The sequence below is a fragment of the Polaromonas sp. P1_G2 genome, assembly GCF_056405515.1.
In genome coordinates this window covers 1-13458 of the sequence record NZ_JBFUBY010000139.1, presented here as the reverse complement: position 1 = coordinate 13458, position 13458 = coordinate 1, and the positions used below count along the sequence as shown (strand labels likewise).

Sequence of the window (13458 nt, the reverse complement as noted above, 5' to 3'; positions counted from 1 at the left end):
TGCTGGCCGGGGGTAGCCCGGCGGCTACTCACTTTTCTTTTGCTTCGCCAAAAGAAAAGTAAGCAAAAGAAAAGGCGACCCTGGTTGCTGCGTCCCTTCGCTGCGCTACGGGCAACCTGCGGTGCTCGGTTCAGGCGGGGTCTCGCTAAACTCGCCTTCGGCTCAAACAACGCGATCCCTGATCCGCCTGAACCTGCGCTCCTCGGCGCATCCACAAGGGGTGGGGATAGGAATACCAAACAGCCGAAGACCAATCCTGAATACAGAAAACAAAAAGGACACGCCATGGCGTGTCCTTTTTTGTATTGGTTCCCGCTTCCGATCCCGATTGCCCCGTCCTGGCTGGGCCGAGGAGCGCAGAGACAAGCGGATCAGGGCCGGCGTTGTCTGAGCGAAGCGAGTTTAGCCGGACCCCGCTTGGCTCGAGCACCGCAGGTTGCCCGTAGCGAAGCGYAGGGACCCAGACTGCGGGTCGCCTTTTCTTTGGTGACTTTCTTTTGGCGAAGCAAAAGAAAGTTACTTGCTGCCGGGCAACCCCCGGCCAGCAAAACTTAGAAGAGAGAACAGAGGGAGCGCGGACAGCCGGCGCAAGACCCGGCAACCTCAACTTACTAACGCCAAAGCCCCAAAATCCCCAACCCGCTCTCCGAGCCCAGCCGGCACCAGCTCAAACTCATCCGTCAACGCGGGCAGCTTGCCATGGATCTGCGCACTCAGGCGCGGCAGCAGGTAGTCACGGTGGTTCCAGAACACGCCGCCGCCCAGGCTGATGCGTTCCAGGTCCAGGGTGGCGACCATGTTGTAGAGGCCGCGGCCCAGCACGCGGCACAGTTCGTCGACGATGGCCTGCGCGGCTGCGTCGCCGGCTTGCGCGGCGGCGAACAGCGCGGAGGCGCCGGGATAGCCCGCGCCGGCAAAGCGCCGTGCGATTGCGTTGCCGGCGACCACGCCTTCAAGGTCGCCCATGTTGCCGCAGCCGCACAGGGCGTCGCTCTGGTCGCTGACAAAAGTGTGGCCCGCGTGGCCGGCGTTGCCGTGTTTGCCGCGCAGGATGCGGCCGTCCACGCACAGGCCGAAGCCGATGCCGGTGCTCCAGGTTACATAGGCGCAGTGGCTGTACCCCTGCAGCGCGCCCCAGCGGCGCTCGGCCTGCAGGGCGCCGATGCCGTCGTTTTCGAGGCGAAGTTTTTCGGCAAAACGGCTGCGCAGCGGCGCTTCCAGCGGCACGCTGACCCAGTCGTTGGGCAGGCCGCGCGCCGGGCCGGCCAAGCCGCCGCAGATATTGGGATTGGAAACCTCCAGCATGCCGTCCGCCACCACAAAAGGGCCGCAGGACGATACGCCGACGGCCGTGATGTCCTGCTGACGGACGCCGGCGGCCTCGCAAGCCTGGTCCAGCATGCGCAGCACCTGGCGCGCGACGGTGTCGGGTGGGCCGGCTTTTTCGGTGGGCTCCACGCGGCGGGACTGCAGGGCCAGCGAGGCCTGGGCCAGGCTGATGTCCTGCGCGGCTTCTATCAGGCTGACCGCGATCTTGGTGCCTCCCAGGTCGACGCAGGCTTTCATGGTGGGCAGTGCTTCCTTAAAGAATTTTGGCGACCAGGCTGGCGATAAAGCTCAGCAGGATGGTGGTGGTGAGCGGGATGAACCATTCTCGCCCGAACAGGCGAAAACGCAGGTCGCCGGGCAGCTTGCCGAAACCCAGCTTCTGCAGCAGCGGGCTGAACCAGCTGATGAGCACCAGGGCCAGGAAGATGACGATGAACCAGCGGATCATGGGGCCAGTTTAGAGCCTTCGGTGCGGCGGTGGGCAAAGTAGCGGGCCGGCGACTCGCCAAAGCAGCGCCGGAACATCGCGATGAAATTGCTGGGCGTGGAATACCCCAGCGCGTCGGCCACGGTTGCGACGGCTTCGCCCCGGGCCAGCCGCTCAAGCGCATGCACCAGCCTGGCCTGCTGGCGCCATTGGGCAAAGCTGATGCCGGCCTCCGCCAAAAACAGGCGGCTGAGCGTGCGCGACGACAAACCGGCCCACTGCGCCCACTGCGCCAAGGTGCGCGCGTCCTGAGGGCCGGCCAGGATGGCCCGGGCAATGCGCAGCAGGCGTCGGTCGGATGGCATCGGCAAGTGAAGCGGCTCGTGCGGCGCGCGGGCCATCTCGTCCAGCAGCACGGCAATCATGCGCTCCTGCCCGGGTTGGAGCTCTTCCTCCCAGGTCCAGGTGACGGCGCGTTGCACCAGTGCGCGCATCACTTCGCTGACCCCGATAACACAGGGAACGGCAGGCAGGCCGCGGCTGGCGTCGGGCGTGACCACCATATTCCAGCCGCGCATCACTCCGCTGATGCTGGCCATATGGGGCTCGCCGGGCGGGATCCAGCCGGCCCGGTGCGGCGGCAACAGCCAGGAACCGTGCCGGGTACGCACATGCACCAGCCCGTTGTCGATGCAGAAGATCTGGCCGCGCACATGGCTGTGCCAACCGGTCTCGCGCGTGCCCAGCTGGAACATGCTGTCCGGCCTGTCTTCGCCCCAGACCGCGAACAGCGCGGGACCGTCGCTGCGCTCGCTGAATTCACGCAGCGCCCGGTTGGGCGTTTCCGTGTCCTGGGACGTGGCGGCAGAGGAAGCAGCGGTGGCGAAAGAGGCAGGCATGGCTCAAATTCATTGTTTTTAGTCTAAACAACGTTACCAGACTTTCTCGCGGTGCTTTGACACTGGTTTGCCCGGCGCATGGCGCCGCTTCATCCAAGTCCAGAGGAATAACCGTGTCCACTTCCCGCACCCCCGCTGCCACCCCGCCGCCGCCCCTCGTCCGCCCGCAACATCCACAGTGGGTGGTGATCGCCCTGGCTTGCCTGGCCTCCTTTATGGTGGTCATGGACGGCTCCATCGTGAACGTAGCCTTGCCCGCCATGCAGCGCGACCTGCAGCTGTCACTCATCGCCCAGCAATGGGTGGTCGATGCCTACCTGCTGAGCTTCGGCGGCTGCATGCTGCTGGCTGCCCGCGCCGGCGACCTCTACGGTCGCAGGCCCGTCCTGCAAGCAGGGCTGGCGCTGTTCACCCTGGCCAGCCTGGCCGGCGGGCTGGCCGCCAACGGCACGCTGATGCTGGTGGCCCGCGCCGTGCAAGGCCTGGGCGCTTCGGTGCTGGCCACTTCGTCGATGGCGCTGGTCATGGCCGCAACGCACCACGACAAACAGGCGCGGGCCAGCGCCCTGTCGCTGTGGGCCGCGCTGAATTCGGCGGCCTTTGCCTTTGGTGTGGTCGCAGGCGGCTTGCTGACGGACGGCGCGGGCTGGCGCTGGGTCATGTTCGTCAATGTGCCGGTGGGGCTGGCATTGATGGCCGGTGTCGCAAGCAGCTTGCTGGCCCCGCCCATCCGCGCGCAGCGCCCACCGCTGGACATCCCGGGCGCAGTCACCGCCACCCTGGGCTGCAGCGCGCTGATTTACGGCATCACGCAATCCATGGGCCAGGGCTGGGGCTCGCCGGACGCCGCAGGCGCCCTGGCGGCCTCAGTGGTGCTGATGGGCCTTTTTTTTGCCATCGAAGCGCGCAGCGCCCATCCGCTGGTGCGGTTGTCAATCTTCCACCTGCCCAATCTTCGTGCCGGCAACCTGTTGATGTTGTGCCTGGGCGCCACACTTACAGCCTCGATCTACCTGATCTCCACCGTGCTGCAACAGGTCGCCGGCTACACCGCGCACGACACGGGCCTGGCCATGCTGCCCATGGGCATCGTGCTGGCCGCAGCGCGGCTGGTGTTCTCGCGCAACATGGCCAGGGGCGAAGGCCGGCTGCTGCCGTTCTGGGGGTCACTGCTTGCCGCTGCGGGGCTGGCCTGGCTGGGCATCCTGCCGCTGCAGGCTGACTACCTGACGCAAGTGTTGGGTCCCACGCTCTTGGCGGGTTTTGGTTTGGGAATGGTGATCTTGTCGGCCACGCATGCCGTCACCGGCGGTGTGCCGGCGCAAGATGCGGGCATGGCCTCCGGCATTGCCAACACCGCGCGCCAACTGGGCGGCGCGATGGGCGTGGCCGTGCTGGCGACCCTGGCCCACGCAATGGCCGGGGACCTCGCGCTGCCCGGCGCTCTGCTCCGCGGCTACCATGCGGCATTTTTCGCCGCGGCGGCGATCTGCCTGCTTTGCGGCTTGATCTCGCTGACGCTGCGCCGGCCAAATGCCTAGGGCGGTGCAACCGAAACTGCAAACTACAAGGTGTGCATGCGGTCGCCGGCGGCAAAGCCGACAGGCTCCCACACCGGGCCGCCTTTGGCGCCAAAAGCGATGACCTTGAAGAGCTCCCCCATCTCGTGCTCGGCGACCAGTTTTTGCACCATGACGCGCTGCTCCAGCGGCGCATCTTCCATGCCGTCGACCAGGCCGCAGTTGAGCAAAAACCGCCCCTGGCTGGTATAGCCCAGCACCTCCAGCCCGGCCTCCTGGCCGGCCAGCGCGATGCCGGTGAAGTTGACGTGCGCGGTGATGTCCTTGCTGCCCACGTCGGCCAGCGCGTCGGCGTCCGCCAGGTGGCCGCGGTGGCACATCACGGTGCCCATGCTGCGTTGCGGATGGTAGTACTCATGCTCGGGAAAGCCGTAGTCGAGCAGAAAGACCGCGCCGGCCTCCAGCCGGTCGGCCAGTGTGGCGACAAAAGCTTCGGCCTGGGGATGGATTTCGGTAAGGTAGTCGTGTGCCCCTTCCACGTCGAAAGGCGGCAGCAATTCCGTGCGCTGGTCGGCGTAGAGGAAACCATCCTTATGCACCACCACGCCACGTTCGTGCCAGGTGTTTTGCAGGCGCGCCAGCAGCTTGACCGGCATGGCGTCCAGCACCTCGTTGCCCAGCACCACGCCGTGCATCCTGGGCGGCAGCGCCGTCGCCCACTGCACCTTGTCGCCGTAGGCGGCCAGCCGTTCGCGCTGGCGCGCCTGCAGGCTGCCTGACAAATCCACGATGGTGTAGCGCTCCAGCCGCGGCCCCAGCGCCTCCAGCACCTGCTGCGCCAGCGCGCCCGAGCCCGCGCCGAACTCCCAGATTTCGGCCGTGCCGGTGGCTTCCAGGGCCTGGGCCGCCTGGCGCGCCAGGGCCTGGCCGAAACGCGGCGACAGCTCGGGTGCGGTGACAAAATCGCTGCCGGTGCCCGGCATCAGGCCGAATTTGCGCGAATCGTTCGCGTAGTAGCCCAGGCCCGGGGTGTAGAGGGCCAGCGCCATGAACTGGTCAAAACCCAGCCAGCCGCCGGCGGCCTCAATGGCCTTGGCGATGTGGGCGGCGAGGCTGGTCGTTAAAATAGGGGTATCGGTCGTCGGGGTCATGGGTCACCACCCGCCATTGTCGGCGATCCCCACGGCCTCCTCATCCCGCGCCCCGCCACCCTTTTTGAGCCTCGACGCCCGCCCATGAACCCTGTTCCGTCTTCTCCCCCCGTGGTCCTCGTGACCGGCGCCTCGCGGCGGCTGGGGCGCGAGATCGCCTTGGCGCTGGCAGCCGGCGGCTGGCAGGTGGCGGTGCACTACCGCGACTCCGAAGCCGAGGCGACAGCCACCGTCGCCGACTGCGCCAGGCTGGCCGGCGCCTCGGCCGCTTTCCAGGCGGACCTGGGCGACGAGGCTGCGGTGCGCGGCCTGCTGCCGGCCGTGGCCGCGCGCATGGGGCGGGTCGATGCGGTGGTCAACAACGCCTCCACCTTTGAGCAGGACAGCGCCGCCAGTTTCGGCTTCGCAGCCCTGGACAAGCACCTGCACAGCAATACCGGCGCCGCCGTGCTGCTGGCGCAGGCGCTGCACACCCACATCGCGGCACGCGGCGCGCAAGGCGCTGAAGGCGCCCAGGGCGCCGTGGTCAACCTGCTGGACCAGAAGCTCTGGAACCAGAATCCCGATTTTTTCAGCTACACCCTCTCCAAAGCCGCGCTGGAAGCGGCCGGCACCATGCTGGCGCTGGCGCTCGCGCCCCTGGTGCGGGTGGTGGGCGTGGCGCCCGGCCTCACGCTGACCAGCCATTTGCTGAGCGACGCGCAGTTCGAGGCCAGGCACAAGCTGTCGCCGCTGGGCCGCTCCTCCACGCCCGCCGACGTCGCGGCCGCGGTCAAATTCGCGCTGGAAAACCGCTCCATCACCGGCACCACGCTGCTGGTGGACGGCGGCCAGCACCTGATGAAGTTCGAACGTGATTTTTCGCTGATGTGAACCGGCGGAACCGGCTGACACACCACCCCACCCCATCCACCAAGACTGGCGCCATGTACAACACCCGGGGCACCCAAATCCTGAACCTGACCGGCTTGCGTTTTGACGCCAACCTGGGCATCCTGGACCACGAAAAAACGGCGCCGCAGCCCATCCAGGTCGATGCCGAACTGAACCTGGGCACACAGCCGCTGCTGCCTCATGACGACGATATCCACCATGTGCTGGACTACCGCAAGGTGCGCCAGATCATCATCAGCGAATGCACGGCCGAACACAGCAACTTGCTGGAGAGCCTGATCGGCAAGCTGGCGCATCGCCTGATGCGGCTGCCGGGCGTGCTGGGCGTGCGCGTGAAGATCGCGAAACTTGAAATTTTTGACGACTGCGAAGTGGCCATTCGCGTCGAGACGGGACAGTGGTGAACGATATGGGAGCGAACGATATGAGCGACGCGCAGAACCGCTTCAAGCAGCGAAGGCCCCCTCGGGGGGCAGCGCAGCGTATTTCGCAAGCGTGGGGGCATATATGAATGCAGTCTGGGAAGAAGCGGTGGCCGGGTACGAGCAGCAGGAAAGCTCCGCGCGCGTGCAGAACAGCATGAAGATAGAGCGCGAGGACCACAAACTCGAAAAACGCTTGTGCCGCGAAGTCGGCCGCGCCATCGTCGACTTCAACATGATTGAAGAGGGCGACAAGGTCATGGTCTGCGYCTCGGGCGGCAAGGACAGCTACGCCATGCTCGACATCCTGCTCAAGCTGCAAAAACGCGCGCCCATCAACTTCGAACTGGTGGCCGTCAACCTCGACCAGAAGCAGCCCGGTTTTCCCGAGCACATCCTGCCCGATTACCTGGGCAAGCTGGGCGTGCCCTTCCACATCGAAAACCAGGACACCTACAGCATCGTCAAGCGCGTGATCCCCGAAGGCAAGACGCTGTGCTCGCTGTGCTCGCGCCTGCGCCGCGGCATCCTGTACCGCGTGGCCGGCGAACTCGGCTGCACCAAGGTCGCGCTGGGCCACCACCGCGACGACATGTTGCAGACCTTTTTCCTCAACATGTTCTTCGCGGCCAAACTCAAGGGCATGCCGCCCAAGCTGGTCAGCGACGACGGCAAGAACGTGGTGATACGTCCCATGGCCTACGTCACCGAAAAAGACCTGACGCGCTGGGCCCAGGTGCGCGAATTTCCCATCATTCCGTGCACGCTGTGCGGCAGCCAGGAGAACCTGCAGCGCAAGCAGGTCGGCAACATGCTGCGCGAGTGGGAGAAAAAATTCCCCGGCCGGCTCGAGAACATGTTCGCCTCGCTGCAGAACATCGTGCCCTCGCACCTGATGGACAACAAGCGCCACGACTTCAAGGGCATCAAGGCCACCGGTGTAGCCGACGCCGACGGCGACAAGGCTTTTGACGCCGAGGAATTCCGCGAGCCGGCGCTACCGGGACTGTCCGTCGTGGGCATCACTTCGCGCTGAGGGCGCTTTCCCTCAACACCTGACCCTGGAGGCCTTATGAAACGCGCATTCGCAGTGATTCTTTCCATCGCCGCCATGGCTTTGCTGATGACGGGCTGCTCCACCGTGCGCGTGGTCGACAGCGATGTCACCGCCTTCTACAACTGGAACGGCCCGCCTCCCGCGCCAGCCACGCCTTATCGTTTTGAGCGCCTGCCCTCGCAGCAGGCCGCGGGCAGCTCGCAGGATCATGTGGAAGGCCTGGCGCGCACCGCGCTGGCCAAAGTGGGGATGGAGCTCAACCCGCCCGCCGCGCGGTATAGCGTGCAAATAGTGGCCAACACCCAGATCGTCGACCGCGGGCCTTATGGCTACAGCCCCTACGGCGGCTTTGGCTTTGGAACCGGCGTGTTTGTGGGCGGCGGTAGCCGCGGCACCTCGGTCGGCCTGTCGTTTCCGATTGGCGGCGGGATTGCCGAGCCGCCTTATTTCAAGCGCGACCTGAGCATCGTGATGCGCGACCTGCGGACCAACCAGGTCACTTTTGAGACGCGGGCCCTGCACGACGGCGTTTGGGGTGACACGCTAGCCGTGCTGCCCGCCATGCTGGACTCGGCCCTGCGCGGCTTTCCGCAACCACCACCAGGCACGCGCCGAATCAATGTAGAGATTCCTCGGTAAATGTGGCCCCCACGCTTTTCACTTTGTGTAATGCGCTGCCCCCCGAGGGGGCGCTGCGCCTGCGGCCCGGCAAAGCCGGTTCCGCGGCCCCTGCTGACATGAGTTGCGGTGATGCCACGCTCACCCGACTATGCGAAGGCCGCGACCCCCGGCACGAATTGCTKCGCTACGCGTTTCTTGAGAAACTGATCGCCCATGACTGAACCCACTCGTATCATCGCCATTCGCCATGGCGAAACCACCTGGAACGTGGACACCCGCATCCAGGGCCACCTTGACATCCCGCTTAACGAAACCGGCCGCAAGCAGGCCGAGCGCATGGCGCTGGCGCTGGCCGACGAGCCCATCAGCGCCATCTATGCAAGCGACCTGACCCGCGCCTGGGAAACCGCGCAGTACCTGGCCCGCATCCAGGGCATGGAGGTGACGCGCGAGGAAGGCCTGCGTGAGCGCGGCTTCGGCGACTTTGAGGGCAAAACCTTTGCCGAGATCGCGGCCCTGCTGCCCGACCAGTCCATGCGCTGGCGCAAGCGCGACCCCGAATTCGCGCCCGCCGGCGGCGAATCCCTGATCGCCCTGCGCAGCCGCGTGGTCGCCACAGCTGAGCGCCTGGCGGCTGCCCACCCGGGCGAGTTGATCGCGATGGTCGGCCACGGCGGCGTGATGGACGTGCTTTACCGCGCCGCGACGCGGCTGGACATCCAGGCGCCGCGCACCTGGGAACTCGGCAATGCGGCCATCAACCGCCTCCTTTGGACACCCGGAGGCTTTACGCTCGTCGGCTGGGCTGACACCCAACACCTGGACGATGGCACACTGGACGACAGTGCATTTCCCGGCGGCGGATCCCGCGACCCGCTGAGCGCACAATAAAGACCCGAAGAGATACGACGCACCTCATGAGCACCTTGCCCACCCGCCTGGCCGAGTTGATCGGCAAGCCGGTCAACGACATCGACACACCTGCCCTGGTCATCGACATGGACGCGATGAAACGCAACCTCGCGCGCATGGCCGAGTTCGCCAAAAAGCACAACATCCGCTGGCGCCCGCATGCCAAGCTGCACAAAAGCGCCACGCTGGCCAAGATGCAGGTGCGCGCCGGCGCAGTCGGCGTCTGCGTGCAGAAGACCTCCGAAGCCGAAATCATGGTGGCCGGCGGCGTCACTGACGTCTACATCAGCAATGAGGTCATCGCCCCCGCCAAGCTGGCGCGCGTGGCCGCGCTCGCGCAGAAACTCGCGGCCCAGGGCGGCCGGCTCGCCATCGCGGTCGACAGCACCGAAGGCGTGATCCGCCTGGCTCAGGCCATGACCGAAGCGCGCAGCGCCACCGGCGTGGCCACCGTGATCGACGTGTTCGTCGAAATCGACGTGGGCCAGGGGCGCTGCGGGGTCGAGCCCGGCGCCGCCGCCGTCACGCTGGTGCTGGAAATCCGCAAACACCCGGCCCTGCGCTTTGCCGGCCTGCAGGCCTACCACGGCAAGGCCCAGCACATGCGCAGCGGGCAGGAAAGGCGCGAGGCCATCGCCAAGGCCGTGGAGGCCGTGGTGCTCACGCGCAAGCTGGTCGAGGCCCAGGGCATCACGGTGGACCTGGTCACCGGCGCCGGCACCGGCAGCCTGATGCTGGAAGCGGCCAGCGGGGTTTACGGCGAGCTGCAGGCCGGCTCCTTCATGTTCATGGACGCCGACTACGCGAAAAACGAGCGCGACGCGGCCCAGCCGCAGTTCGAGCACGCGCTCTTCATCAAGACCCAGGTCATCAGCACGCACGGCGGCCACGCGGTCTGCGACGCCGGCCACAAAAGCCATGCGATCGACTCCGGCCTGCCGCTGGTGCATGCCTTCGACGCCGRAAGCGAGCTTGAGTATTTCAACGGCGGCGACGAGCACGGCATCCTGCGGCCGGCCGGTGATAGCACGCGCCTGCCCGGCCTGGGCCGCATGCTGTGGCTGATCCCGGGGCACTGCGACCCGACCGTGAACCTGCACGACGTGATGATCGCCGTGACCGACACGGCCGTGCAGGCCTTGCGCGCGCCAGGCTTGCAGCGCGCCCAGCGCACCCGGCTTGCGCACGCGCGCGATGGAAATCTTCTGCCCCATGCCGTCGCCGTCCTGCATCTTCGGCGCCTGCGGGTGGTCGGCGTAGAGCTTGCTCATCTGCTTGAACAGCTCGGGGAATTCCGGCAGGCTGGAAGTGGCCGCCAGCGGCACGGCCGGGTTGGGTGTGCGCGGTGTGGGCGGAGTGCCGGTGGCCGCGCAACCGGCCAGCATGCAGGCCAGGCCCAGGAGGGCGGCAGGCATACGATCCGCAAGCCTCGGGAAAAGCCGGAAGTAAAACCGTGGCGTCATGATCTCGCGGCCAAGGCTTCGACGTCATGCTCGTGGATGACCAGGGATATGGACACCATGAGCACCCCATAGGCCAGGCAGGCAAGCGCCCCCAGCCAGGACAGAAAATTCCAGGCGTTGTAGTGGCCCGGGTTGGTTTTCAGCTCCTTGGCATAGTCCGGTGACGCGCCGGGCAGGCCACGTGCCGCGCTGTAGTCAAGCGCGGCATCGCCCAGGAAATAAAACCCCATGATGCAAGTGGCCACGCCAAAGAAAAACATAAACGCCCTTCGCCACTCGATTTTGAGGAAGAAAAGTGCCAGCACAAAGCTTGCGCCGCCCGCGAAAAAAAACTTTCCCGTCACCTTGGGCGATCCCAGCGGCAGCAGTTGTTGCCATATCCAGGGCAGAGGCGCGAACAGCCATTCTGACGTGGGTGCCAGCCCGCTCCATCGAAGTCTGGAAAGGGGACCGCCTGACACTTCCGCCAGGGCGAGGACACACACGCAGGTGGCCACGGCAACGTAGCAGATGTAGCGAAACGTCGTGCACGCAGCCGGCGAGGCACTCGACCAATGGCGCTGCACCAGGTGCGTGGCCCATCCCAGCGCCAGAAGCGTGGTCCCGGCCGCACCGAGCCACGCGGCCGTTCCCTGCAGCATGGCGAAGCCCTCCAGCACAAACAAAGGCAGGTAGCCGAACACCACACCGCTCAGCGCATAGGCCAGCAGGATCGCCACCGTCACGCCCAGCACCGTTGAGTTGAAGAAGCGCTGTTCAGCGCTGGATGTTGTCCAGGCCGCCTTCGGGTCTGCCGCCGTCGACAAGGCCACCCACTGCCCCATATTCAGGCGTTGAACATGTCGTTGCCGCTGGCCGGCGGCGCCACGCCCAGATGGCGGTAGGCGGCCAGCGTGGCGATGCGCCCGCGCGGCGTGCGCTGCAGATAGCCCTGCTGGATCAGGTAGGGCTCGATCACATCCTCGATCGTGTCGCGTTCCTCGCCGATGCTGGCGGCGATGTTGTCCAGACCCACCGGCCCACCGTCGAATCTGTGGATGACAGCCTCCAGCAGTTTTCTGTCCATCACGTCAAAGCCCTGCGGATCCACGTCCAGCATGGCCAGCGCCTTGTTGGCGATGTCCAGCGAGATGTGGCCGCTGCCCTTGACGTCGGCATAGTCGCGCACGCGGCGCAGCAGGCGGTTGGCGATGCGCGGCGTGCCGCGCGAGCGGCGGGCGATCTCAAAGCCGCCTTCCTCGTCCATGGGCGCGTTGAGCAGCTTGGCGCTGCGCCTGACGATGCGCGCGAGTTCGTCGGGGGTGTAGAACTCCAGCCGCGCGACGATGCCGAAGCGGTCGCGCAGCGGGTTGGTCAGCATGCCGGCGCGCGTGGTGGCGCCCACCAGGGTGAAGGGCTGCAGGTCGAGCTTGATGCTTCGCGCCGCCGGGCCTTCGCCGATCATGATGTCGATCTGGTAGTCCTCGAGCGCGGGATAGAGGATTTCCTCCACCACCGGGCTCAGGCGGTGGATTTCGTCAATGAACAGGACGTCGTTCTTTTCGAGGTTGGTGAGCAGCGCCGCCAGGTCCTTGGGTTTTTCGAGCACCGGGCCCGAGGTCTGCCGCAGGTTCACGCCGAGTTCGTGCGCGATGATGTGGGACAGCGTGGTCTTGCCCAGGCCGGGCGGGCCGAACAGCAGCACGTGGTCCAGCGCCTCGTTGCGCTTTTTGGCCGCGCCTATGAAAATTTCGAGCTGGTCGCGCACCTTGGTCTGGCCCACGTACTCGTCAAACAGCTTGGGACGCAGCGCGCGTTCGATGGCCTCCTCGCCGGGCGAGGCCGGCGCGGCCGACATCACGCGTTTGGCGGGCGGAAAGTCGCCGGAAGAGAAATCGTCGGTTTGAATGCTCATGGTTTTAAATTTAGCAAGAGCCCCTCTTGTCAACTTTTCGACTCAACGCATTGCACAAGGCTTTAACTCTTTGCTGATACTTCTCTCGAATGCAGGAGACATTGGACCTGCATTGGTTTCTGCTCAACAGCCATTTAGCATGGGTCGACCTGGCCTCGCCTGGAATGTCTTCTCCCGCCCCATATTTCTCATACCAAAGTTCAGCCACCTTGAAATCAAGCTCCGACAAGTTCCAATCCAGGCATATGGATTTTTCAACGAGCGTAGATGCTTTTCGGCAATCGAAGGATGGCGAGAACGGCTTTCCTTTGCGCGACTCTATCGAAACTGAATTGATATCCTCGGGATGGCTGCAAACCGTACTGCAATCGGGACCAATTTCCAGCGTATACGCCGCATTTCGGGTGTCAAGTGGCGCCGTTGCCTTGACCAGTATTTGACATACTTTTCCCTGGCTGGCTTTTGCGCTTTCTTCTTCAATCGGGGATACAACGATCGCCGAGCCTTTCTGGACTCCCATGCCAGTAAAGCCACACTCCAAGAGCCGCGCCCAAGACCGCGAATAGTCCGTGTAATTCAAGGACACGCCGTAGGTTTGGTCGCTAAATTTTCGAATTAACAATTCATTGATCGCAGGCTGTTGGCAAGGTTGTTCGTGCTCCGCCTCAGGCGGGGAAGTGAATCCACCAAGAAGAACCTGGCAGGGCGCAATTTCACGAAGAAGGACTCCATCAGGCAATTGGGCAAAGGCCCCGGCTCCCGGAAAAAACAAACTCGCCGTCAACAATACTGGACCAAGAAGAGGCAAAAAGCTCTTCATTTCGCCAATGCCTTCAGCGCCAGCTTGATGCCGTCGCTCACGCCTATGT

13 protein-coding genes and 1 pseudogene are annotated in these 13458 nt (G+C 65.1%); 7 read left to right on the top strand and 7 right to left on the bottom strand.

Annotation, left to right across the window (positions count from 1 at the left end):
• Nucleotides 1-603: 603 nt before the first annotated feature.
• Genes AC1D0P_RS15065 through AC1D0P_RS15055 form a run of 3 tightly spaced genes read right to left on the bottom strand, consistent with a single transcriptional unit; the run spans nucleotide 604 to nucleotide 2655 of the window.
• Nucleotides 604-1566, bottom strand: a complete 963-nt coding sequence (locus AC1D0P_RS15065) for an ROK family protein (protein ID WP_477677480.1) — start codon at nucleotides 1564-1566, stop codon at nucleotides 604-606.
• Nucleotides 1567-1582: 16 nt separating this feature from the next.
• Entirely contained in the window at nucleotides 1583-1777 is a 195-nt protein-coding gene (locus AC1D0P_RS15060) for a DUF2905 domain-containing protein (RefSeq protein WP_436156073.1), read from the bottom strand.
• A complete protein-coding gene (locus AC1D0P_RS15055; protein ID WP_477677479.1) occupies nucleotides 1774-2655 on the bottom strand; it encodes an AraC family transcriptional regulator in 882 nt (293 codons plus the stop codon). Before AC1D0P_RS15055 ends, AC1D0P_RS15060 begins: the two co-directional genes overlap by 4 nt.
• 113 nt (nucleotides 2656-2768) lie before the next feature.
• On the opposite strand from AC1D0P_RS15055, the gene AC1D0P_RS15050 reads away from it, so the two are divergent.
• Nucleotides 2769-4196: an MFS transporter gene (locus tag AC1D0P_RS15050; RefSeq protein WP_477677478.1), complete on the top strand. Its 1428-nt coding sequence runs from the start codon at nucleotides 2769-2771 to the stop codon at nucleotides 4194-4196.
• A 23-nt stretch (nucleotides 4197-4219) separates the two neighbouring features.
• Here the strand turns inward: AC1D0P_RS15050 and AC1D0P_RS15045 are convergent, their stop codons facing one another.
• Nucleotides 4220-5326: a class I SAM-dependent methyltransferase gene (locus AC1D0P_RS15045; RefSeq protein WP_477677477.1), complete on the bottom strand. Its 1107-nt coding sequence runs from the start codon at nucleotides 5324-5326 to the stop codon at nucleotides 4220-4222.
• A gap of 84 nt (nucleotides 5327-5410) precedes the next feature.
• On the opposite strand from AC1D0P_RS15045, the gene AC1D0P_RS15040 reads away from it, so the two are divergent.
• The 6 genes and pseudogenes from AC1D0P_RS15040 to AC1D0P_RS15015 form a co-directional block, all read left to right on the top strand.
• On the top strand, nucleotides 5411-6199 hold the full coding sequence (locus tag AC1D0P_RS15040; RefSeq protein WP_477677476.1) for an SDR family oxidoreductase: 789 nt from the start codon (nucleotides 5411-5413) through the stop codon (nucleotides 6197-6199).
• Nucleotides 6200-6252: 53 nt separating this feature from the next.
• Nucleotides 6253-6624: a dihydroneopterin aldolase gene (locus AC1D0P_RS15035; protein ID WP_477654964.1), complete on the top strand. Its 372-nt coding sequence runs from the start codon at nucleotides 6253-6255 to the stop codon at nucleotides 6622-6624.
• A 103-nt stretch (nucleotides 6625-6727) separates the two neighbouring features.
• Nucleotides 6728-7678 (top strand): tRNA 2-thiocytidine(32) synthetase TtcA, encoded by a 951-nt coding sequence (gene ttcA, locus AC1D0P_RS15030; RefSeq protein ID WP_477677475.1) that lies wholly within the window; start codon nucleotides 6728-6730, stop codon nucleotides 7676-7678.
• A gap of 36 nt (nucleotides 7679-7714) precedes the next feature.
• Nucleotides 7715-8338 carry a DUF4136 domain-containing protein gene (locus AC1D0P_RS15025; protein WP_477677474.1) on the top strand — a complete coding sequence of 208 codons (624 nt, stop codon included), beginning with the start codon at nucleotides 7715-7717 and terminating at the stop codon, nucleotides 8336-8338.
• Nucleotides 8339-8533: 195 nt separating this feature from the next.
• On the top strand, nucleotides 8534-9211 hold the full coding sequence (locus tag AC1D0P_RS15020; protein WP_477677473.1) for a histidine phosphatase family protein: 678 nt from the start codon (nucleotides 8534-8536) through the stop codon (nucleotides 9209-9211).
• A gap of 26 nt (nucleotides 9212-9237) precedes the next feature.
• Nucleotides 9238-10350, top strand: a pseudogene (locus AC1D0P_RS15015) (DSD1 family PLP-dependent enzyme); the annotation flags it as partial.
• 341 nt (nucleotides 10351-10691) lie between these two features.
• On the opposite strand, the gene AC1D0P_RS15010 reads toward AC1D0P_RS15015, so the two are convergent.
• The 3 genes from AC1D0P_RS15010 to AC1D0P_RS15000 form a co-directional block, all read right to left on the bottom strand.
• The gene (locus AC1D0P_RS15010) at nucleotides 10692-11507 is read right to left on the bottom strand and encodes a hypothetical protein (RefSeq protein WP_477677472.1); all 816 of its coding nucleotides are present in this window, start codon (nucleotides 11505-11507) and stop codon (nucleotides 10692-10694) included.
• Nucleotides 11508-11521: 14 nt separating this feature from the next.
• Nucleotides 11522-12589, bottom strand: a complete 1068-nt coding sequence (ruvB, locus tag AC1D0P_RS15005; protein ID WP_436156084.1) for a Holliday junction branch migration DNA helicase RuvB — start codon at nucleotides 12587-12589, stop codon at nucleotides 11522-11524.
• Between the two features lie 10 nt (nucleotides 12590-12599).
• A partial coding sequence (locus tag AC1D0P_RS15000; protein ID WP_477677471.1) for a lysozyme inhibitor LprI family protein occupies nucleotides 12600-13458 on the bottom strand: 859 nt, incomplete at its 5' end.